This window comes from Lentilactobacillus kosonis (assembly GCF_003864335.1).
In the GTDB taxonomy this organism is placed as follows: domain Bacteria; phylum Bacillota; class Bacilli; order Lactobacillales; family Lactobacillaceae; genus Lentilactobacillus; species Lentilactobacillus kosonis.
Genome location: NZ_BEXA01000006.1, coordinates 61,594 through 83,152, shown reverse-complemented (window position 1 = coordinate 83,152; position 21,559 = coordinate 61,594). Strand labels below are relative to the sequence as shown.

Here is a 21,559-nt window from a genome sequence, read left to right as displayed (position 1 = left end):
ACACTCTTTTATGCTGCATTCTCAACTAATCACCAATGATTTTAGAAATGAAATCTTTTGCTCGATCATTTTGTGGGTGCTGAAATAATTCTTTTGGTTGGTTTTTTTCTAAAATGTAACCATCTGCCATAAACCAAACTTCATCAGCAACTTCCTTCGCAAATCCCATTTCATGAGTGACAACGACCATCGTCATCCCATCATCTGCCAATTCCTTCATAACCGATAACACCTCACCAACCATCTCAGGATCAAGCGCTGATGTCGGTTCATCAAATAACATTACTTCTGGATTCATTGCTAACGCTCGCGCAATAGCCACCCGTTGTTTTTGACCACCAGACAAACTATCTGGATATGCATCAGCCTTTTCAGATAATCCTACTCGATCCAATAACTTCATAGCTGCTTCAGTGGCCTCAGCATCACTGATCTTTTTCACCCGTTTTGGAGCCAACTTCAAGTTGTCAAGCACTGACATGTTTGGAAACAAATTAAAGTTTTGAAATACCATGCCCATTTTCTCACGAATAGTAACCAATTCCTTATCAGTTAATTCTAGCAAATTCTGGTGATCAAAGGTCACGGTTCCGTTAGTTGGCTTTTCAAGTAGATTCAAACAACGTAAGAAAGTGCTCTTTCCCGCTCCTGAAGGTCCAATAATACAGATTACTTCCCCAGATTTAACAATTCCTTCAATATCCTTGAGAATCACATTCTCACCATATTTCTTTTCTAATCCTTTAACTTCAATCATTGACTTATCCAGCATGTTTCATCTTCCCTTCGTAGTAGTTCAATAGTCTCGTTAATGCAAACGTGATAATAAAGTAAATAATCATTGCAACGAATATTGGCATTACCCCACGATAGGTGTCAGCCCTGACAATATTGGCTTGGTAAATCAAGTCAGTAACTCCAATGATTGAAACAATTGAGCTTTCTTTAATCAATGAAATAAATTCGTTTCCAAGGGCTGGCCAAATATTTTTAAACGCCTGAGGAAGAACAACGAATCGCATCATATCTGATTTAGATAACCCTAAACTAGCAGCCGCCTCCGATTGACCTTCAGCCACTGAGTTAATTCCCCCACGAATAATTTCTGCCACGTAAGCTCCACTATTTAATGAAACTGCGATAATACCCGATAGTAAAGCCGGAATATTAACAATCAAGCCAATCCCAAAATAAACAAACATCACCTGAACCATTAGTGGAGTTCCTCGAACAAATTCAGTATAACTAATGGAAATTCCCCGAAGCAATTTTGATTTGCTAAATCTAAGCAATGCTAAGGTAACCCCCAGAATAACCCCAAAAATTGATGCCAGTACCGAAATTAACGCCGTATACTCAACCCCTTTTATGAAATAAGGTAAGTAATGCACCATTGATGTATTAACAGTATTAACTTTCATATACTTACCTGAATCAGCCAGATACTTTTCAGTTAAATTATGCTTTTTGATTTGATCAATACTTTTATTAGCTGCCTTGACTAAACTAGTTGAGCCTTTTTTCATTGCGATAGCAGCCCCAACCTCGTTAACATTCAAATTATATCCTGAAGGAATCATTGCCAACGACTTATCATTTTTAACGTAAGCCTCAGCTGATGGGGTTTCAATTCCTAGCGCATTAAGTTTATGAGTTTTCAAGGCCAGAATTAAATCCGTTGTCTTATCCATCCCTTTAACACTTGAACCGGGAATTTTCTTTTTGGCCAAATCATACTGTAATGTACCAGTCTGGGCCCCAATTTTGGTATTACTTAAATTTTTTCTACTCTGATACTTATTGGCATCTGCCTTATTGATTAAAAAGCTTTGCCCACCGTTATAGTATATTTTTGAAAAATCAACACTTTGTCGCCGCTCTTGGGTTGGATTAATTCCTCCGATGGCCATATCAGCTTTACCAGTCTCAATCGCAACTAATAGTGAATCGAAACTCATACTTTTAACCACTAACTTGACATGAAGGTCACGAGCGATCTTGTTGGCGACGTCCATATCCATTCCTTTAACTTCTTCCTTACCATTTTGATTAACCTGAAATTCATATGGCGGATAATCAGGGCTAGTAACCACAATTAACTCTTTTCGCTGTTCCACGTTTTTAAGAGAATTATCTGCCGCATATGTATTTATTCCTAATATTGCAATCAAGCTAAATGCCGCTAACAGAATTAGTGTTCCTGCTTTTATGCATTTTTTAATAATAATATTCATAAATATAACCTCTTTTAAATTTAATATTAATTAGATTACACTGTTTTTTCGTTTTATGCAATAAAAAAACGAAAAAATGATTTTTATTCATAAAATCAAATTTTTAATGCATATTTATATCCAATCCAATCATCAAGTGACATTATTAGTGATATCTGCTATTATGCAGTTAAAGGAGTGAGATTAATCCATGGGACTAAAAGTAAACCGTCAAGATAACCTTGATGCAATGTTTGGTAAGTTTGCCGAACTTGACCTTGATGATGAAAAACGCGATAAGTTTTTAAAACACGATCGTAAAGATGATAAAAAACGTAAAAACGAAAAACGGCCTGAAAACAAGCATCATGATGTTGATACCGATAAATAAGTACAATTAAAGAACCTGACAAAGACTATTCCGTCTTCGTCAGGTTCTTTTTTAGTCATCAGCCAATTCTGATTTAGCAGCCTTAATTTGCTTTCTTACTTGATCAAATCCCGTACCACCTAATGAGTGACGGCGTTCCACCGCAACTTCAGACTTTAAGTCCACATATACGTCAGGCGCTATCTGATCTGAAGCCGCTTGTAGTTCCTCAATTGACATGTCCTGTAAATTTTTGCCTTCATTAATTCCTTGAAGGACAAGTTTACCAACAATTGCATGTGCTTCTCTAAACGGCACTCCCTTAGCCGCCAAATAATCTGCTAATTCGGTCGCATTTGAAAAATCGTTTTCCGTTGCTGATTTCATCCGTTCTACATTAGGCGTGGCCGTCTTAATCATTCCATTGAAGACCTTTAAACAAGGTAAAATAGTTCTGACAGTGTCAAATACCCCCTCCTTATCCTCTTGCAGGTCCTTGTTGTAAGCTAATGGCAGTGACTTCATCGTTGTTAATAAGCCCATTAAATGGCCATACACCCGACCACTTTTACCACGTATTAATTCAGCCATATCGGGGTTCTTTTTCTGTGGCATAATTGAGCTCCCTGTGGTGTAAGCATCGCTTAACTCGAGATAATTAAATTCATGTGAAACCCACATACTAATTTCCTCGCAGAATCTGGTTAAATGCAACATCAGCATTGAAGCATTGCTTAAAAACTCTAATGCAAAATCACGGTCTGAAACCGCATCTAGTGAATTTAAGTAAATTTGTGAAAATCCCAGTTCATTTGCTGTATATTCCCGATCAGTAGGAAAAGTCGTTCCTGCTAACGCCGCCGCCCCGATGGGCGAAATATCTGTATGAACCTTATTAAACTCGAATCGTTCCTTATCACGTTTAAACATTTGGTAATAAGCCATTAAGTAATGGCCATATGAAATTGGTTGAGCATGTTGTAAGTGAGTATATCCTGGCATAATGGTTTCCACATTTTCTTCTGCCAACTCAACTAATGTCATTTGCAATGTGGTAATCGCATCAATTACTTGTGGTAAACGATTTCGAACGTATAAGTGAAAGTCCAAAGCTACCTGATCATTTCTTGATCTAGCTGTATGCAGTTTGCCAGCAACCGGACCAATTTTGTTTGTTAACAGTGCTTCGATGTTCATATGAATATCTTCATTTTCAGTAGTAAATTCTAAACTTCCAGCATGAAGTTCTGTCCTCAAATCTTCTAAACCCGCAATGATTTTATCACAATCATCTGCTGGTAAGATGTTGGTATGCTTCAACATTTTAACGTGAGCTAGCGATCCCTCAATATCTTCATCAGCCATCAACTGATCAAAAGAGATTGATGCCCCGAAATCGTCGACCCATTCCTCAGCTTGGTCCGTAAAGCGACCACCCCATAATTTCTTGGTACTCATTAATGGTTCGCTTTCTTGGAGCTGTTATCAACTGCCACTTTTTCTTTGGCCTCGCTGTGAATCACTGCATCAACAAACTGGGCTTGTTTGTTTTTTAATTGCACTTGTGAATAGACTTGAGTTGGAAGCCCCCAAAGCTTAATAAAGCCTTTAGCTGCCTCTTGATCAAATGAATCTGATGATGTATAAGTTGCCAAATCCTTATCATATAGTGATGAACCTGATCTACGACCTAATACCATCACATTACCCTTGAATAGTTGCAATTTAATAATACCGTTAACAACTTCTTGAGTCCGATCAATAAAGGCTTGCATTGCATCCATTAATGGTGAAAACCACAATGCATTATAAATCATTTCACTAAGTTGTTTCTCAATCACTGGTTTGAAGTGAGCTAAATCTCGTTCAAACGTTAAATCTTCTAACTCTTTATGCGCTTTCAGTAAGACAGTCGCTGCTGGAGCTTCGTAAACTTCACGTGATTTAATCCCAACTAATCGATTTTCAATATGATCGATCCGACCAACTCCATGCTCGCCAGCAATTTCGTTTAATTTAGTGATAATATCCGCAAAACTCATTGCTTGATCGTCTAAGGCAACGGGGATTCCCTTTTCAAAAGTAATCTGAAGTTCCACTGGTTCATCAGGCGTTGCCGCAATTGGATTAGTAATTGCAAATGCATCTTCAGGAGCACTTTTCCAAGGATCTTCTAAAATTCCGGCTTCGTTAGCACGGCCCCAGATATTCGCATCAATTGAATATGGTGAATCCAAATCAATTGGAATGGGAATATTATGTTCCTTCGCATACTCAATTTCTTGTTCACGAGACCAGTGCCAGTCACGAACTGGACTCAATACATCTAATTGGGGATCAAGTCCATGAATGGCAACTTCAAATCGAACTTGATCATTTCCCTTACCAGTACACCCATGGGCAACGGCTTCAGCATGCTCTTGATGAGCAATTTCAACAAGTTTCTTAGAGATGAGAGGGCGAGATAAGGCAGAAATCAAAGGGTAACTACCCTCATAAAATGCGTTAGCTTTAAGGGCCACCGCGGCATAATTATCTGCGAATTCATCTAATGAATCTAAGACATACGCTTTAATTGCACCGACTTTAAGAGCTTTAGATTTAACGAAATCCAAGTCCTTACCTTCACCAACATTAATACAACATGCAATTACGTCATATCCCTTATCATTTAACCATGCAATTGCAACCGAAGTATCAAGACCTCCAGAATATGCTAAAACTACTTTTTTATCTGCCATAAAATTTCCCTCTTTCATCTAATTGTTATACAAGAGAATAACACTAATATACATTTCAAACAAGGTTTTATTAATTTTTATTCAAAAAGCAGAGAAATGATATTAAAAATATTCATTTATTAGGATGAATATGATTAAAAAACAACTAAAAAAGACCGACTAATTAACTTAGTCGGTCTTTTTCCTTAACAAGTAATTTAATTATTAAGTGCAGATGGATAGCGTTGCTTTAAGCGGTTAATGTTGTTGTCAGCGACTTCATCAAATGGAATATCTGCCCATTCGGCAATTTGAGATAAGTACCATAATACATCGCCCATTTCTTTGACAATTGCATCATGATCTAGCTTTTCATTATTAAATGTATACTTCCGAATTAAATCAGCGACTTCACCAGCTTCACCAGTTAATCCTAATGCACAATTAGTTAATACTTGTTCTTTGCCCATTAAAGTTCGATTAGCTGCTTTTTGATAATCGTTAAAATCCATGTTTACATTCTCTCCTCAATCCATTTCCAAACTTCGTCCTTACCCTTTTTACTAACCGCAGAAAATAATACTAAATCATCTGACTGTGACATTGATAGGGTTTTTCTAATTAACGATTCTTGCTTATTCCACTTGCCTGGAACGATTTTATCCATTTTGGTAGCAACCGTTAACACATCAATATTGTAATAATTCAACCACTCACGCATTGAAACATCATCAACGCTTGGTTCATGACGACCATCAACAAGCGTAATAACTCCCTTAAGTTGATCCCGTTGACTTAAATATGTTTCAATCATTCGTCCCCACTTCTCACGGCTAGCCTTTGAAGCCTTAGCATAACCATAGCCAGGGACATCAACAAAAAATAGCTCATCTTCAACATTATAAAAATTCAAAGTTTGTGTTTTTCCGGGTTGGCCAGAAGTATGCGCTAAACTCTTACGGTTGATTAAAGTATTAGTTAATGATGACTTCCCAACATTTGAGCGCCCAACCAGCGCAATTTCCGGATAATTCGTCTTAGGATATTGTTTTTCTTCTACAGCACTAATCGTCAAATCGACATTATGAACGTCCAAAAGTAACCCTCCAATTTTATGTAAAAACTGATGCAAACCAATTGTAGTTTACATCAGTTTATTCCAAATTACGATGCTTGTTTTAATACTAATTCTGGATTTTGGTGATCTGTAACGGTTTCAGGAGTGATAATTACTTTTCAATATCAGTTCGACTAGGAATATCAAACATAATATCTCTCATTACCCCTTCGATAATTGATCTTAATCCACGAGCACCTGTGTTTCGCGAAATTGCCAATTGAGCCATGCTCTTAAGGGCAGCAGGTTGAAATTCCAATTCAACGCCGTCCAATGAAATTAGCTTCGTGTACTGCTTAACTAAAGCATTTTTAGGTTCAGTTAAAATTCTAACTAAATCAGCTTCGGTTAACTTATCAAGTGCTGTCAAAATTGGTAAACGACCGATAAATTCAGGAATTAACCCAAATTTAAGCAAGTCTTCTGGAATTACTGATTGCATAATATTGTTATCATCCAAATCAGGAGCAGAGTCGGAGTCAGTTCCAAAACCAATAGTCTTATCTCCTAGACGACTCTTAACAATTCCTTCAATTCCATCAAATGCACCACCAACAATAAACAAAATGTTAGTAGTATCAATCTGAATGAATTCTTGTTGAGGATGCTTACGACCACCCTGAGGTGGAACATTTGCAATTGTACCCTCTAAAATCTTTAATAATGCCTGTTGAACACCTTCACCAGAAACATCACGAGTAATCGAGACATTTTCTGATTTCTTAGCAATCTTATCGATTTCATCAATATAAATGATTCCCTTTTGGGCTCTTTCAACGTCATAGTCGGCATTTTGGAGCAACTTTAGGAGAATGTTTTCAACATCCTCACCAACATACCCTGCTTCAGTCAAAGTAGTGGCGTCAGCAATTGCAAATGGCACATTTAATGTCTTAGCCAAAGTTTGGGCAAGATAAGTCTTACCTGAACCAGTAGGCCCGATTATACAAATGTTACTTTTTTGCAATTCTAAGTCTTCATCAGGATTTTCGATCATGTCATTAACCCGCTTGTAATGGTTATACACGGCAACTGACAAGGTCCGCTTAGCATTTTCCTGACCAATAACAAACTCATTGAGCTTATCAAGGATTTGTTGTGGAGTAAGTACTTTTAATAAATCATCTGGGGTACTTTCGGGAGCAAGTTCTTCATCAATAATTTGTTTACACAAATCAATACATTCATTACAAATATATACTCCAGGACCCGCAACGATTTTTTTTACTTGGTCTTGTGACTTGCCACAAAATGAACAGGTCACAGTTCCGCTAGTTTCTGTATCATCAAACAATATATTCACTCCTCCTACATATCGGAAGCATCATTACTTATAAACAACAAAGGTAACTTTATCACATAACTACTAAAAAGCAATCATATTGATTAAGCCCAATAAGGGAAAAAAGACCGTCAATAAATAACGGATCTTTTTTAGCACAACAACTAATTAGTCGTTATCTTTAGTATCTTTTGCTTTAGTATCTTTTGCTTTTGCATCTTGCTTAGAAGAATCAACAATTAAGTCAATTGCTTTCTTGATAGCAATATCATGCTTCAACATATCTTCAGTCAATGCGTTACGAACTGCATCTTCCTTCATACCGTATTGGTCAGCTAAGTTCTTAACTTCAGCATCAATATCCTTAGCATCTGGTTCAATGTTTTCAGCGCTTACGATTTCTTCAAGAACTAAGTTAGTCTTAACGCGCTTTTCAGCACCATCGGAGAATTGTTTCTTCAAATCATCTGGAGTAGTACCAGTCAATTGGAAGTACATTTCTGAGTTAATACCTTGTTGTTGCATTCCTGCAAGATATTGATCCATTTGACGTTGAATATCATCATCCAACATTGATTGAGGAATATCCTTAACTTCAGCGTTATCAACAGCTTCGCTAATTGCGGCGTCTTCGATGGCGTCACGAGCTTCGCTCTTCTTTTGTTCCTTAAGTTCTTCTTTGATCTTGTCTTTCAATTCATCAAGACTATCAACGTCTTCGTCAACATCCTTAGCGAAGTCATCATCAAGTGCAGGCAATTCCTTAGCCTTAACTTCATGAATAGCAGTCTTAAAGATTGCTTCTTTACCAGCAAGTTCTTTTGCTTGGTAATCTTCTGGGAAAGTAACTTTAACGTCCACTTCATCGCCAGCCTTGTGACCAACTAATTGATCTTCAAAGCCAGGGATGAATGAGTTTGATCCCAATTCAAGTGAGTAGTTGTCAGCCTTACCACCATCAAATGCTTCACCGTCAACTGAGCCATCAAAATCGATAACGACAGTATCACCATTTCAGCAGCTTTACCTTCTTTAAGAACTAATTCAGCTTGGCTTTCGCGACGCTTTTCAAGTTCTGCATCGATATCTTTTTGGTATACTCGAGTGTTTTGCTTAGGAACACTAAGCCCTTCATAATCGCCAAGTTTAACTTCAGGCTTAACATAAACAGTAGCCTTAATTACCCATGGTTTACCCTTTTCCATTGATTCAACGCTAATTTGTGGTTGATCAACAGGATCAATATCAGAATCCTTAACTGCATTTTCATATGATTCTGGTAAAAGAATGTTTAAAGCATCTTCATAGAGTGCTTCTTCACCGTACATTTGGTTAAATACTTGGCGTGGAACCTTACCCTTACGGAAGCCAGGTACACTGATACTATTTTTGTTTTTTTGAATGCTCGTTCCAAACCATCTTGGATTGAGTCAGTACTAATTTCAAAAGTTAATTCTCCATCGTTAGTACCCTTTTTTTCCCATTTTGCAGACATCTTGTTTCCTCCGAGACAAAAGATTATTTGTACAATTTCTCATTGCATAACATTGTTATTTTAACTTATTAACCAGTAAAAGTAAAATACATTTAGAATTTAAACAAAAAAGCCATGGGAAAATTCCCATGACTTTTTTGGTAATGCCAGATAAGAGAAGGAAATTAGTCCTTAACTTCACCAACAACACCGGCACCAACAGTATGTCCACCTTCACGAATAGTGAACTTAGTACCTTTTTCAATGGCAACTGGCTTAGTTAATTCAACGTTGAATTCAACATTATCACCAGGCATAACCATTTCTACGCCATCTTCTAGTTCAATAACACCAGTAACATCGGTAGTATGGAAATAGAATTGTGGACGGTAGTTTGAGAAGAATGGAGTATGACGTCCACCTTCTTCTTTGCTCAAGATATAAACTTGACCAGAGAATTTTTCGTGGGTTTGGATTGAGCCAGGGGCTGCAAGCACTTGTCCACGAACAACTTGTTCACGGTCAACACCACGAAGAAGGGCACCAATGTTATCACCGGCTTGGCCTTCATCAAGTGTCTTACGGAACATTTCAAGACCAGTAACAGTTGTTTTCATTACGTCTTCGTGAAGACCAACGATTTCAATTTCGTCACCGACTTTAACGATACCACGATCGATACGACCTGATGCAACAGTACCACGACCTGTGATAGTGAAGACATCTTCAACTGGCATCAAGAATGGTTTGCTATCATCACGTTCTGGAGTTGGGATGTATTCATCAACAACGTCCATCAAATGTAAGATAACTTCTTCTTGTTCCTTATCGCCTTCAAGGGCTTTAAGAGCTGAACCACGGATAACAGGAATGTCATCTCCAGGGTAATCGTATTCTGAAAGTAATTCACGAACTTCCATTTCAACCAAGTCAACTAATTCGTCATCATCAACTAAATCAGTCTTGTTTAAGAATACAACGATGTATTCAACACCAACTTGATGAGCAAGCAAGATATGTTCACGAGTTTGTGGCATAGGACCATCAGTAGCGGCAACAACCAAAATAGCACCGTCCATTTGAGCGGCACCAGTGATCATGTTCTTGATGTAATCAGCATGTCCTGGGGCGTCAATATGAGCATAGTGACGAGTTTCAGTTTCGTATTCAACGTGGGCAGTGTTGATCGTTATACCACGTTCACGTTCTTCTGGAGCTGCATCGATATCAGCATAGTCTTCAGCCTTTGCAAGACCTTTAGAAGCCAATACTTTAGTGATAGCAGCAGTTAATGTAGTTTTCCCATGGTCAATATGGCCGATAGTACCGATATTAACATGGGGCTTTGTTCTTTCATAATGTTCTTTAGCCATTAATGAAACCTCCTGTTGTTTTCAAGAATTACATTGATTTTTGTCAATGCATTTCTGATAGATATTATACTACATCTTCTCTAAAAGACAAAGCCGTCAATTTTTCGAAGAATCCTTAAGTATTATATCCATTGTTAAATTGTTTGTAAACAGATTAATATTATTTTTTTATTTTTTATTTTATATTACATATATTTTATTCGTTGTTCTTGCTTAAGGATTGCCTCTAGCCAGCGGATCATCCCCTCATCAGCAACACCATCACCAATGACATGTTGTTCTAAAACATATCGACTAACAATTGTAACCCAAGCCTTAGGGTTGTTAATTACTTTGAATGCATACGGAAATAAATAATTTCCCAATTGATAAATTTGTGTGATTAAAAGTTGGGCAGTAATTGGATCATTATTTTCATATTCGCCCATAATTATATTTTCTGAATCGGTTAATGGCTTCATTGATTGATTTAAATCAATCTTGGCTGGAATCATTGTATGAATTTGATCATCTAACCATAGAAATTTAACTTGATCATCAATCTGCAAACTAATCAATTCGAATAGAAATTGAGTTTTAATTACTTGCCAACCAGCCTTATCTATCAAGACAGCGGTTACTCCTTCTAAATATTCAGTTAATGGCAAATGTAATGCTTCTTTAACAATTCTTGCTTGGAGATCTGCACTATGGCTACCAATATAGAATAGTTTTCGCTGTAATTTAACCAAATCATGCCGATGATTTCTTCGATAACTATGCTCTGCCATCACAATTTGATCAAGTATTTCATTTCTATGTGGTTGCCTTAATTGTGATACTAACTTTCGAGCAGAAATAAATTGTGAATCATTCAGATACGTGGTTACAATGAAGGTAACATCTCCTGGCTGAACCTCTTCATTTGCAATTTCGTTAATTATATTAATAGCCACCTCTTGGTTACCAAGTTTTGCGTATGCTCGAGCCTGCAACAATAATAACTCATAGCTCTCGCCTACTGTTACCCGTAAATTATCCATTTTCCTAATTGTCTGTTGATAGTTTCCATTTACAAAATCATCCTTAGCACTTTGAATAATCACTTTATCTTGTTCTGATAATGACATTTAATCACCTCTTCTTATGCCATAATATAGAAATAAGGTACAAATATATCTCAATCGAGGATATTTGTACCTTATTTATCTAAACTTCTGAATTTTCAGCAGATTCAACTTTATCTGATTTGCCGTTACCCTTTGAATGCTTTTTGTTTGTCCGTTTATGATGTTGATTAACTTCCATAATGACAGGCAAAATTACTGGGTGTCGCTTAGTTTGATGATATAAATAATCGCTAAGGCCATCCCGAACATCCTGTTTTAAGTTGCTCCAATCAAACTCTTTGTTCTCTAAGTTATCTTGAACCGTCTTTTTGATTATTTCCGAGGCTTCATTCATTAAATCTTTGTTAGCTTTGACGTAAACAAACCCTCTAGAAGTCAATTTAGGCGATGAAATAACCCGTTTCTTCTTCCGGTCAATAGTAATTACCGCCACGAAGATTCCATCCTCAGACAATACTTTTCGATCTCTGAGCACGATATTACCGATATCACCAATTCCACTACCGTCAATCATCGTATCAGCAATATCAAGTCCACCAGATACCCAGATTTCATCTTCACTAATGGAAATAACATCACCCTTGCTAGGAATCACAATCTGAGCATCTGTATAACCTAATTGCTTAGCTAATCTAGCATGAGATGATAATAACCGATATTCGCCTTGCACTGGGATAAAGAATTTAGGCTTGAGAATGTTCAATAGTAATTGAAGATCATTTTGACTGGCATCGCCTGCAGAGTTCATCTCATCAGAGATCATCTTAACTTCAGCATCAGCCCGATAAATCATATCCCTAGTCTTGGCAACAGTTGTTTCCATTGCGGTAGATGGCGTAGTGGTAATGAATACTAAATCACCTGGTTCAATGTTAATATCCTTTTCTTCTTTGTTCGCCATTCGTTGAAGAGCCTTGATTGGCTCACCCATCTTTCCGGTTTGAATAATTACTGTTTGGTTAGCGTCAAGCTTTTCTAAGTCGCTAGCGTTATTAATCAACAAATCTGGACTAGGGAGCTTTAACATTGATAATTTTAAGGCGGTCTTAACAATCTTATCTAAGTCTTTACCGCTTAAGAATACTTTTCGACCAGATTGAGCGGCAGCATCGAATACCTGTTGCATTCTAATGATATTTGAAGCAACACTGGCCACGATAATTCTTCCTTGATGGTCATTGAAAACGCCTTTGATGTAGTCGCTAATTTGATTTTCAGATGCTGACGGTGCAGGGTTTTCAGCATTACTTGAATCACTTAATAAAGCTAAGACACCTTGATCACCAAGCTTAGTTAACTGAGAATAATCCGTGCGATATAAATGAGTTGCGGTTTGATCGAATTTAAAGTCTCCAGTATAAACAATTGCTCCAGCATCAGTATGAACTGCAATTCCCAGTGAGCCTGGAATGGAATGGGTAGTTCTGAAGAATGTAATTCTCACATCTTCAAAGTCAATCTCACTTCGGTCACTAACTACATGGAAATCATCGAAACTAGCAGCTTCACTAGATTCGCTAACACTAATCTTGGCCAGTTCAATGGTCATTTTTGAACCAAACACTGGCACATTAAACTCACCTAAAAAGTATGGTAAGGCACCAATTGCATCAGCGTGTCCATGAGTTAAAAATACTCCAACGATGCGATCACGATTTTCTTTCAAGTATGAAAAATCAGGAATAACAACATCGATTCCCAATAATTCATTTTCTGGGTATTTAAGCCCACAATCTAATATATATATTCCATCATTGATTTCAACAGCATACATGTTTTTACCGTTTTCACGTACGCCGCCTAGTGGAATAATCTTAATCTTACTGTCCATGTTTCACCTCAAAATTTTTTTCTTTTTTTTACGTCCATAATTCAGCTTCCTTTAGTTTACCATATTTACGCTAATTGCGAAATTTGTATAAAAAAAAGGAGTCGAATATTTCGACTCCAAAATTAATTTTAATTTTAATATTAACGACGAAGGCCCAAGCTCTTGATAAGATCACGATAACGAGCAACGTCATTGTTACGTAAGTAAGCAAGAAGATTACGACGGTGTCCAATCTTCTTCATAAGACCACGTTGTGAATGGAAATCCTTACGATGATCTCTCATATGAGCATTAATTTCATCAATATCAGCAGTTAGAACAGCGATTTGTACTTCAGCTGAACCAGTGTCACCTTCGTGACGAGCATACTTTTTGATAATTTCATTCTTTTCAGTTTGAGTTAAAGCCATGATATATTTACCACCTTAGTATTTTAGTCCAACAACTGAGTACCCGGTAAGTGGCCCCGCAGTACTAAGTTGAGGGTTGTGTTCAAGACACAAATGATATTATAAGGGATTTATCCAGATTAAACAAGTGTTTTCTGACTTTTCACTATTAACCACCCTTGCAAACATATTCTCGATTCTGTATAATGATGCTTGTTGAAAATTTACTTATAATAGTTATCGACTCGGAGGTGAAACCAATGCCAATTATTAAATCAGCCATCGAACGTGTGAAGACTAACGAAAAAGCACAAGAAAGAAACGCTTCACAACTCAGTAAAATGAGAACAGCAGTTAAGAAGTTTGAAAAAGCTCAAGCTGCTGGTTCAGATGATGCCAAAGATCTTTACATCAACGCCATCAGCGCCGTTGATCACGCAAAGTCAAAGGGATTAATCAAAGCCAACAAAGCTGCTCGTGACAAGTCACGTTTAACTAAGTTAGCTAAATAATTAAAAAGCCCCATTATGTGAGAATAATCTCACATAATGGGCTTTTTTATGCCGTTTTTTTCATGAAGTTCACTACGAATAATTCAAACAATAATTCTGTCGAACGCGATGACGACTTCATTTCTCGTTCAATATTAACTAACCCTAAATAAGCTGATGTCAATTCTTCATAAGCAAATCTACGAATTGATTGTAATGCTAATTTAACTCGGTACGGATGAACTTTTAATGACGAAGAAATATTTCCCTGTGAGGACCCGTGCTGCTTCAATACCATCACTTGGATAAGCAATCTAAATTGTTGAATCAATACGGCATTAATTTGAATTGGATTATCACTTTCTAGAACTAGCTGGTGATAAATCTCTAATGATTTGGTTGGTTGTTTATCAAGAACCGTATTGACTAAATCAAACACATTCTGTTCCATTGACTTTGGTACTAACGTTGCCACCGATTTTGAGTCGATTCGTTTAGTGTCATTGTTATATATCGTCAGCTTAGGTATTTCATTCATCATCTTAGTTAGATTACCAGACGTTAATTCCATTAACTTATCGATTGCAGCATCATCAATTGCACAACCAGCTTTTGCAACTTCATTTTTAATAATTGCTTTAGTTTCATTTTCAGATGGTTGACCAATGCTTACCACAGTTGCCAATTTTTTTAACTGCTTGGTAATTTTCTTTCTGGAATCTAACTTATCATAAGCAGCAAAAATTACCATAATCGTGGATTCTTGGGGATGATTAATATATTCAATCAACTCGTCAACATCGTGGTCAATTTTACTTTTCTTTTTTGTTCCAGTTAAAAAGAACGGATGATTAATCATTACTAATCTTTTCTCACCAAAAAATGGCATAGAAACTGCATCTTCGATGGCGTTACTCAATGATGTCTCTTCCATATCGAACACAGATAGATTCATTGATCGTTCCTCTTCAGGGATTAGTTGAGTAAAAGATTGCTTAATTTTATCTGAAAGATAATCTTGAAAGCCATCAATCAAATATACCCCTGCTGGTGGATTGTTTTTAATTTGTCGCATAAATTCAGAATAATTCATTACCGTGTCCCTTCAAATTAACAACTGGTATTGCTACTTTATTCCAAGTGCTAATGGATCAATATTTAATAATCAATTGAAATCTTAATTAGTTTATCATCAAACTGTAAAACACAAAAGCAGACAATATTAATCGCTATATACTAATTCTAACTATCATCTTTAGTTAAGTTGACCGTTGCTTCAAATCTACCTAAATTGTGCCAATATTTATATCTTACCATTCCAGAAATTTGAGAATTAATGATCAATCTTCGTTTATTAGTTAGAGTAGCAATAGTCTCGTCGTTAGGATGATGATAACGGTTATTACGGCCGGCAGAAATAAGTGCAACTTGTGGCTGGATAGTATGAATGAATACAGGATCAGAAGAAGTTTTACTCCCATGGTGCCCCACCTTCAAAACATCAATTTGCAATCCAGGGTACTTATGGATCACGTCTAATTCTCCTTGTCGATCTAAATCGCCAGTAAATAACCAACGTTTGCCGCCATAGGTACCAAATAACACCATAGAATCATGATTTTCTCCCTTTCCAGGAATAAAGGGGTGTAGAACTTGCAAACCAGAAATAAAATTATTGTGCTTATTAGAGACTGTTATGACATGATCTAACGGATAGCCTGCCTGTCTTAACCGTTTAATAAAGCTCTGATTTTTATCCATACCCCAAGGGACGATAACACTATTAACTTGCATTTTATTAAGATATGCCGGCAAGTCGCCACAATGATCTGCATCTTGATGACTAATACATATTTCATCAATCCTACTAATTCCAATACTTTTAAAAAGTTAATTCCTAGACGATCAGCTTGATAATTTTGTGTTTCTCGCTGCCACACTTGCTCCTTAAAATGAACTTTGCCACCAGTATCAATCAGTGTCACATGACGATTAAATGGCTGGCGAATTAAGAAGCTATCGCCTTGGCCGACATCAATCATCGTCACTTCACCTGTTAATGGGAAATGTAGCCAGCTAAATGCACCCAAATATAAACTTACTATGATCATAATCGCTCGCTTTGAGTTGGCAATACCATTAACTGCCAAATAATATGTTAATACTAGTTCCAATATTATCAGCCAAAGTGGCGGTTTCCCAAACACGACCATCCCAGGTAATTCACCAACTTGATTAATTAATTCGTTAAATAATTTAATAAACCACTCACAGGTTGTGGTAATAAATATGCCATTACCAACAATACATATCAAAACCACCATTGGAAAGATAACACTGGTCAATATTGGTAAAAATATTACAGTTGCGGCAATTGACAGTAAATGCCATTCGTAAAAATTATAGATGATAATCGGAAAGGAAATAGCATTTAACATGACTGTCTTTGAGATCATCCGCCAATTGGCAGTCACAATTATTCCTAATGCCAGTGAATAACTAAGTTGCACGCTCAGCAAGTAAACTGCCTGGGGTAACACAAATAGCTGCATAATTAACGTTAAACTCCAGCAATCAATATTTGAAACTTTAAATTTAAAGGCTTGGCTTAATAGCCCGATAACTGCCATGACAACCGCTCTAAATAATCCTGGGCTACCACCAGCAAATTGAAAGTAAACAATCAGAGAGCCCACCTCAATAGCTATTCTAAGCTTATTAGGTAATTTGATCAGCAGCAAAATTTTATCAAGTAATATTAAAAAATAATAAACATGCATTCCCGATACTGAAAATACATGCATTAACCCTAATTTAGAACTTCCGATCATTGCTTGATAAAAATCACTATCTCGAAAGCCGATTATCAATGCCAGACAATATCGCCTAAGTTCTACTGGCAAGCCGGCAGTACGTAATAGTAATCCAGTCCTCAATATGTGAGGTAAATCAGACACACTAATTGACCTATCATTAGGTTGCATATGCAACTCAGATATTTGGACTAGCTGATTGATTCCTTGATAGTGATAATACTTTTTAATATCAAACTCATTAACATTAGTGGGATTCTTAAATCGAGAAAGTTTCGCACTTAAGCTTAAATTTATAGCCCGCGAATAATTCTGTAACATCCATTTTTGATCGTGACTTCTTAGCTGACCAAAGTACACTGACTTTTGCCGATTTATAGTATTAGTAGTTACAAAACTAATCTTATCTCCGTTAACTTTGATTTGATCTGGATAAAGTCGAATTTGTTCAGTATTCTTGATTATAGTCTTCTTTGGGTGGGAATACTTTAGTATTAAACACATCAAACGTGAATAACAGTCCCATTACCCCAGCCACCATCATTAATCTCCGGCATTTACAGTACCACACACGAATTCCCCAAACACAGAGGCTAACTAGTCCAATTACTGGGTGAACACTTGCTAAAGCTATAATCATTAGTAGTAAAGCAACGAAAAGCCATAAATCTTTAATTTTTAATCAGACAAATAGGCATCAAAAGGTACTTTAGTTAAATCATCATGGGTTAATTTAATCTTGTTTAGTTCAATCTGTTTTAACCGAATTAATTTTTGTGCATATTCATCATTATGATAATTTCGTAAATAATTAATTTTGGTAATTCCTGCCTGTAGAAGCATCTTCGTACATTGTAAACATGGAAAATCAGTTACATAGACTTCAGCACCATCAGTTTGTTCACCAAACTTGGCACACTGTAAAATAGCATTCATCTCGGCATGAATTGTCCGCACACAATGACCATCAACTACATAACATCCCTCATCAATACAGTGATCGTCGCCGGCAACGGAACCATTATACCCACCCGCGATAATTCGCTTGTCTCTGACTAAAACCGCTCCGACTGATAACCGCTCACAAGTACTTCTAGAAGCCAACAAAACTGCTTGAGTCATAAAATATTGATCCCATTTAATTCGGTTATCCATTATATTAACCTCCAAGAAATTTATATCGTTTAAAATTATCTCACGTTATACACAAATTGACGACTTTAAGTTCATAAATGTTTTATCACCAAATCCTGGAACATCCTTTAATTCATCGATTTTCTTAAAATTACCATGGGCTTGCCGATATGCGATAATTTGATCAGCTTTTTTTTCGCCAATTCCAGTAAGTTCCTGAAGTTTAGTCTTGTCTGCAGAATTAAGATTAATTTGGTTATTATCTGAATTAGTATTTTCAGAATTAATTATATCTTCGTTACTTTCTGATTGTTCTGAAGCAATTGGTTTCGCATCACCATCCTTAAATTGGTTACCTTTAATCTCTCCTCTGATAGGAATGTACACCACTTGTTGATCAGTTAGCCGCTTAGCAAGATTTACTTGTTTTTATCAGCTGAACGATTAAAACCCCCGGCTAAGTCAACCGCATCACAAATTCGCATATTCGACTTCACCTGATAAACTCCCGGATTTCTAACTGCCCCCTTAACATCAACATAAATTTGCTTATGTCCACCTTGAGTATTTAGTTTAGTATTTTCAGGATTTTGCCTTACTTCGGTAGATGATGAGTTGTCACTTGTTCTAGAATCTTCCTGATTAATGCTTGCTTGCTCACCCACACTAGTAGCTTGATAATTCTGAGCTATTGAAGGAGTAGCGGGCCGCATTATTAAGATTAACCCCAACAATAATCCTGCACATACTACAACCATGCCCCCAATAATTTGGTATAAATGATCTTCAATAAATTCCTTGAACCTATCCATCAGTCTCACCCCTTTCTATTATTAAATACGAAAAAAGAGTTGGATTTCTCCAACTCTAATTATTTTTTAAATATGAAACTGCTTGTGAAAATGTCGTAATCGGAATAACTTTCATATCCGGAGCATACTTTTTAGCAGTTTGTTTAGCAACCTCATAATTTGTCTTATGGCCCGGTTCCAACTTCAAAATTTCTTTATTAGGTTTAATATATGGCGCTAAGAAAATTTTAGCACCGGCTCGTTTAGCTGTGATAACCTTCTTATCAATTCCACCAATCTCACCAACATAGCCATTACCACTAATCGTTCCTGTTCCAGCAATTTTTTGATTGTGCCGTAAATTTTGATTAGTTAGTTGTGAATAAATTTGAAGTGAAAACATCAATCCTCCAGATGGACCGCCAACTTCTCCCGGGTCAACTTTGATAGGTATTTGGCTCTTTACGATCACGTCATCAGTCAATGTAATCCCAATTCCAGGACGATTCTTAGAAATTTCAGCTAACCTCCTTATAACTTGATACTGCTTGCCATTCCTAATAAACGTAACTTTAGCTCGATCGCCAATCTTTTGATGTCTTACATAGTTAACAAATCCCGCCGATGTCTTAAACGAGCGATTATTAACTCGTGAAATCACATCGCCAACCTTTAGCACCCCTTGAAAATTAGATTTTTTCGAAATATTTAATATATAGATTCCACGATATTTTCGTTCAACTTGTTTGTCAGCAGCTTTATAAGCAGTATAAATTGCCTCACTGATTGAACTTTTCATATAGAAATTTTGAACTTTATCATATTCAGCTGCATTTTGACCAGCAGTTACCGCGTCATCAGGCTCAATTGAGTAATGTGGATTCAACTTCGCATATAAATACGTAAATGGTCTTGCCTTAGCAATACCAACTGATGTCAATAAGAACTCACCCCTATGCTTATCTGGGTGATTCTTAATGGTCACTACTTTACTAAGATCAAACGCTGCTCCAGGCCCTTCTATGTATTGTGGTAACGGAAGAAGAAATCCTAGTACCACTAATACCATTACCACTATACTAATTAAAAACCGTTTTGAAACTGGTTTTTCATGAATGAAGAAGCCTCCCTAATTGAATTTAGAACTTAAAGCCACTGCCACATTTTTGGGGACCATCCCAGTGATATCACCATGGAACTTGGCAATCTCCTTAATCATTGATGAAGATAATGCTCGATACTTAGGATTAGTTGGTAAAAAGATTGTTTGAATTTTATCATTCAATTGCTCATTTAAATCAGCAATTGCCATTTCACTGTCGATGTCATTACTCCCGCGAACTCCGCGAACGAGGAATTTAGCTCCATGATCCAATGCAAATCTTACAGTTAATTCATTCGATTGCATCACTTTAACATTTGAAATTCCAACCAAAGCTTCTTTAATCATTTTCTCCCGCTCATCAATCGAAAACATTGCGTGCTTACTAGTGTTAACACTGACCACAACTAATACCCCATCAAATACCTTAGCCGCTCGTTTGATCACATCTACATGACCTAACGTAATTGGATCAAAACTACCAGCATACACAGCAGTTTTCATGTTAAACTTCCTCCTTATACTTATAGATTACTAAATTAGTTAATCCATAATTTTTCCGCTTGATTGCTGTAAAAGAATTATATTCTTCAGGCAAATCAACAGTATTATCGGTTTCTGCGATTACCATTGCATCATCATTAAGTAAGTTTAAATTTATTAATTTATCTAAAACTAGTAAGATCTTTTGTTGTTTATATGGTGGATCAATAAATACCATATCAAATTTAGTTTCATTAGCAGCCAACTCAGACAAAATAGTAAACGAATTTCCTTTAATTACTTGAACATTATCATCATGCAGCTTAGCCAAGTTTTCATTAATGGTATCAATGGCTTGCCGCGAACGATCAATCAAGATTGCCTGACCCATACCTCTAGAAATCGCCTCTAATCCAACAGCTCCAGATCCTGCGAACATATCTAAAAACACCCCGCCGTCAAAATAAGGACCCGTCATACTAAAAATAGCTTCTTTTAACTTATCCGTCGTGGGTCGGGTTTTGTCACCTTTAACCTGATTTAACCTAATTCCGCCATATTTTCCAGAAATAATTCTCATTCTTCTGTCTCATCCTTTACCTCAACTTCACCCGAAAGTGACTGTAATGCACTGATTCTTAACTTAAGTTGTCTTGATTCGATAACTTCTTTAACGTAATGTTTCGCCTTTAGTTTTAGCAATGACTTCTTCCTTTGCTTCAGCGTCAACGTAAATCAAAGCATATCTCAATCGTTTTGAAAAATAAATAACTTTACCAAATGTGTTTAAACTTCTCACTTGGCGTGGTGAATGAAGGTACACAATTAATTCAACTCTGTTACTTAGTGAAAAGTCCATAACCAATC

General features: G+C 36.6%; 19 protein-coding genes and 4 pseudogenes. 2 read left to right on the top strand and 21 right to left on the bottom strand.

Going from position 1 to position 21,559, the window contains the following annotated elements; genetic code table 11:
• Positions 1-25 precede the first annotated feature (25 nt).
• Together NBRC111893_RS09270 and NBRC111893_RS09265 are read right to left on the bottom strand one after the other, a co-directional pair.
• Positions 26-772, bottom strand: a complete 747-nt coding sequence (locus NBRC111893_RS09270) for an amino acid ABC transporter ATP-binding protein (protein ID WP_125008861.1) — start codon at positions 770-772, stop codon at positions 26-28.
• Complete coding sequence (locus NBRC111893_RS09265; RefSeq protein WP_191984847.1) at positions 762-2,234, bottom strand: ABC transporter substrate-binding protein/permease; 1,473 nt, start codon at positions 2,232-2,234, stop codon at positions 762-764. The genes NBRC111893_RS09270 and NBRC111893_RS09265 overlap by 11 nt, the downstream gene beginning before the upstream one ends.
• A gap of 190 nt (positions 2,235-2,424) precedes the next feature.
• On the opposite strand from NBRC111893_RS09265, the gene NBRC111893_RS09260 reads away from it, so the two are divergent.
• Positions 2,425-2,604 carry an SPJ_0845 family protein gene (locus tag NBRC111893_RS09260; protein ID WP_125008860.1) on the top strand — a complete coding sequence of 60 codons (180 nt, stop codon included), beginning with the start codon at positions 2,425-2,427 and terminating at the stop codon, positions 2,602-2,604.
• Between the two features lie 51 nt (positions 2,605-2,655).
• On the opposite strand, the gene argH is transcribed toward NBRC111893_RS09260, so the two are convergent.
• From argH to rpsO, 10 genes and pseudogenes are all read right to left on the bottom strand, one after another.
• Positions 2,656-4,041 carry an argininosuccinate lyase gene (argH, locus tag NBRC111893_RS09255; RefSeq protein WP_125008859.1) on the bottom strand — a complete coding sequence of 462 codons (1,386 nt, stop codon included), beginning with the start codon at positions 4,039-4,041 and terminating at the stop codon, positions 2,656-2,658.
• The gene (locus NBRC111893_RS09250; RefSeq protein WP_125008858.1) at positions 4,041-5,324 is read right to left on the bottom strand and encodes an argininosuccinate synthase; all 1,284 of its coding nucleotides are present in this window, start codon (positions 5,322-5,324) and stop codon (positions 4,041-4,043) included. The genes argH and NBRC111893_RS09250 overlap by 1 nt, the downstream gene beginning before the upstream one ends.
• Positions 5,325-5,521: 197 nt before the next feature.
• Positions 5,522-5,815 (bottom strand): nucleoside triphosphate pyrophosphohydrolase family protein, encoded by a 294-nt coding sequence (locus NBRC111893_RS09245; protein WP_125008857.1) that lies wholly within the window; start codon positions 5,813-5,815, stop codon positions 5,522-5,524.
• Positions 5,816-5,817: 2 nt separating this feature from the next.
• Complete coding sequence (gene yihA / locus NBRC111893_RS09240) at positions 5,818-6,399, bottom strand: ribosome biogenesis GTP-binding protein YihA/YsxC (protein ID WP_125008856.1); 582 nt, start codon at positions 6,397-6,399, stop codon at positions 5,818-5,820.
• A gap of 68 nt (positions 6,400-6,467) precedes the next feature.
• A pseudogene (gene clpX / locus NBRC111893_RS09235) lies at positions 6,468-7,714 on the bottom strand (ATP-dependent Clp protease ATP-binding subunit ClpX).
• Positions 7,715-7,870: 156 nt separating this feature from the next.
• Positions 7,871-9,197: pseudogene (tig, locus tag NBRC111893_RS09230) on the bottom strand (trigger factor).
• A gap of 164 nt (positions 9,198-9,361) precedes the next feature.
• Positions 9,362-10,549: an elongation factor Tu gene (gene tuf / locus NBRC111893_RS09225; RefSeq protein ID WP_125008855.1), complete on the bottom strand. Its 1,188-nt coding sequence runs from the start codon at positions 10,547-10,549 to the stop codon at positions 9,362-9,364.
• Positions 10,550-10,734: 185 nt separating this feature from the next.
• Positions 10,735-11,658, bottom strand: coding sequence for a hypothetical protein (locus NBRC111893_RS09220; RefSeq protein ID WP_125008854.1), 924 nt, complete (start codon positions 11,656-11,658; stop codon positions 10,735-10,737).
• Positions 11,659-11,737: 79 nt separating this feature from the next.
• A complete protein-coding gene (locus tag NBRC111893_RS09215) occupies positions 11,738-13,489 on the bottom strand; it encodes a ribonuclease J (protein ID WP_125008853.1) in 1,752 nt (583 codons plus the stop codon).
• A gap of 140 nt (positions 13,490-13,629) precedes the next feature.
• Entirely contained in the window at positions 13,630-13,899 is a 270-nt protein-coding gene (rpsO, locus tag NBRC111893_RS09210; RefSeq protein ID WP_125008852.1) for a 30S ribosomal protein S15, read from the bottom strand.
• Between the two features lie 239 nt (positions 13,900-14,138).
• On the opposite strand from rpsO, the gene rpsT reads away from it, so the two are divergent.
• On the top strand, positions 14,139-14,390 hold the full coding sequence (gene rpsT, locus NBRC111893_RS09205) for a 30S ribosomal protein S20 (RefSeq protein ID WP_125008851.1): 252 nt from the start codon (positions 14,139-14,141) through the stop codon (positions 14,388-14,390).
• A 46-nt stretch (positions 14,391-14,436) separates the two neighbouring features.
• Here rpsT and holA read toward each other — a convergent pair whose 3' ends face one another.
• The 9 genes and pseudogenes from holA to NBRC111893_RS09160 form a co-directional block, all read right to left on the bottom strand.
• On the bottom strand, positions 14,437-15,462 hold the full coding sequence (gene holA / locus NBRC111893_RS09200; protein WP_125008850.1) for a DNA polymerase III subunit delta: 1,026 nt from the start codon (positions 15,460-15,462) through the stop codon (positions 14,437-14,439).
• Positions 15,463-15,611: 149 nt separating this feature from the next.
• Positions 15,612-16,217, bottom strand: coding sequence for a ComEC/Rec2 family competence protein (locus NBRC111893_RS09195; RefSeq protein ID WP_230402969.1), 606 nt, complete (start codon positions 16,215-16,217; stop codon positions 15,612-15,614).
• Positions 16,218-16,525: 308 nt separating this feature from the next.
• A pseudogene (locus tag NBRC111893_RS11480) lies at positions 16,526-17,200 on the bottom strand (ComEC/Rec2 family competence protein); the annotation flags it as partial.
• Between the two features lie 660 nt (positions 17,201-17,860).
• Complete coding sequence (locus NBRC111893_RS09185; protein ID WP_125008847.1) at positions 17,861-18,337, bottom strand: ComE operon protein 2; 477 nt, start codon at positions 18,335-18,337, stop codon at positions 17,861-17,863.
• Between the two features lie 45 nt (positions 18,338-18,382).
• A pseudogene (locus NBRC111893_RS12320) lies at positions 18,383-19,128 on the bottom strand (helix-hairpin-helix domain-containing protein).
• A 55-nt stretch (positions 19,129-19,183) separates the two neighbouring features.
• Positions 19,184-20,176 (bottom strand): SepM family pheromone-processing serine protease, encoded by a 993-nt coding sequence (locus tag NBRC111893_RS09175; RefSeq protein ID WP_125008874.1) that lies wholly within the window; start codon positions 20,174-20,176, stop codon positions 19,184-19,186.
• A 60-nt stretch (positions 20,177-20,236) separates the two neighbouring features.
• Entirely contained in the window at positions 20,237-20,713 is a 477-nt protein-coding gene (gene coaD, locus NBRC111893_RS09170; protein ID WP_125008846.1) for a pantetheine-phosphate adenylyltransferase, read from the bottom strand.
• 1 nt (position 20,714) lies between these two features.
• Positions 20,715-21,272 (bottom strand): 16S rRNA (guanine(966)-N(2))-methyltransferase RsmD, encoded by a 558-nt coding sequence (gene rsmD / locus NBRC111893_RS09165; RefSeq protein ID WP_125008845.1) that lies wholly within the window; start codon positions 21,270-21,272, stop codon positions 20,715-20,717.
• Positions 21,273-21,362: 90 nt separating this feature from the next.
• Positions 21,363-21,551: a DUF2129 domain-containing protein gene (locus NBRC111893_RS09160; protein WP_125008844.1), complete on the bottom strand. Its 189-nt coding sequence runs from the start codon at positions 21,549-21,551 to the stop codon at positions 21,363-21,365.
• Positions 21,552-21,559 lie beyond the last annotated feature (8 nt).

Bases quoted from the DNA above. Each gene is read 5' to 3' on its own strand.
- NBRC111893_RS09215 (WP_125008853.1), bottom strand. From the start codon at position 13,489: ATGGACAGTAAGATTAAGATTATTCCACTAGGCGGCGTACGTGAAAAC.
- NBRC111893_RS09265 (WP_191984847.1), bottom strand. From the start codon at position 2,234: ATGAATATTATTATTAAAAAATGCATAAAAGCAGGAACACTAATTCTG.
- rpsT (WP_125008851.1), top strand. From the start codon at position 14,139: ATGCCAATTATTAAATCAGCCATCGAACGTGTGAAGACTAACGAAAAA.
- holA (WP_125008850.1), bottom strand. From the start codon at position 15,462: ATGAATTATTCTGAATTTATGCGACAAATTAAAAACAATCCACCAGCA.
- rsmD (WP_125008845.1), bottom strand. From the start codon at position 21,272: ATGAGAATTATTTCTGGAAAATATGGCGGAATTAGGTTAAATCAGGTT.
- NBRC111893_RS09220 (WP_125008854.1), bottom strand. From the start codon at position 11,658: ATGTCATTATCAGAACAAGATAAAGTGATTATTCAAAGTGCTAAGGAT.
- NBRC111893_RS09185 (WP_125008847.1), bottom strand. From the start codon at position 18,337: ATGGATAACCGAATTAAATGGGATCAATATTTTATGACTCAAGCAGTT.
- NBRC111893_RS09270 (WP_125008861.1), bottom strand. From the start codon at position 772: ATGCTGGATAAGTCAATGATTGAAGTTAAAGGATTAGAAAAGAAATAT.
- coaD (WP_125008846.1), bottom strand. From the start codon at position 20,713: ATGAAAACTGCTGTGTATGCTGGTAGTTTTGATCCAATTACGTTAGGT.
- NBRC111893_RS09245 (WP_125008857.1), bottom strand. From the start codon at position 5,815: ATGGATTTTAACGATTATCAAAAAGCAGCTAATCGAACTTTAATGGGC.
- argH (WP_125008859.1), bottom strand. From the start codon at position 4,041: ATGAGTACCAAGAAATTATGGGGTGGTCGCTTTACGGACCAAGCTGAG.
- NBRC111893_RS09250 (WP_125008858.1), bottom strand. From the start codon at position 5,324: ATGGCAGATAAAAAAGTAGTTTTAGCATATTCTGGAGGTCTTGATACT.
- rpsO (WP_125008852.1), bottom strand. From the start codon at position 13,899: ATGGCTTTAACTCAAACTGAAAAGAATGAAATTATCAAAAAGTATGCT.
- NBRC111893_RS09160 (WP_125008844.1), bottom strand. From the start codon at position 21,551: ATGGACTTTTCACTAAGTAACAGAGTTGAATTAATTGTGTACCTTCAT.
- NBRC111893_RS09260 (WP_125008860.1), top strand. From the start codon at position 2,425: ATGGGACTAAAAGTAAACCGTCAAGATAACCTTGATGCAATGTTTGGT.
- NBRC111893_RS09175 (WP_125008874.1), bottom strand. From the start codon at position 20,176: ATGGTATTAGTGGTACTAGGATTTCTTCTTCCGTTACCACAATACATA.
- tuf (WP_125008855.1), bottom strand. From the start codon at position 10,549: ATGGCTAAAGAACATTATGAAAGAACAAAGCCCCATGTTAATATCGGT.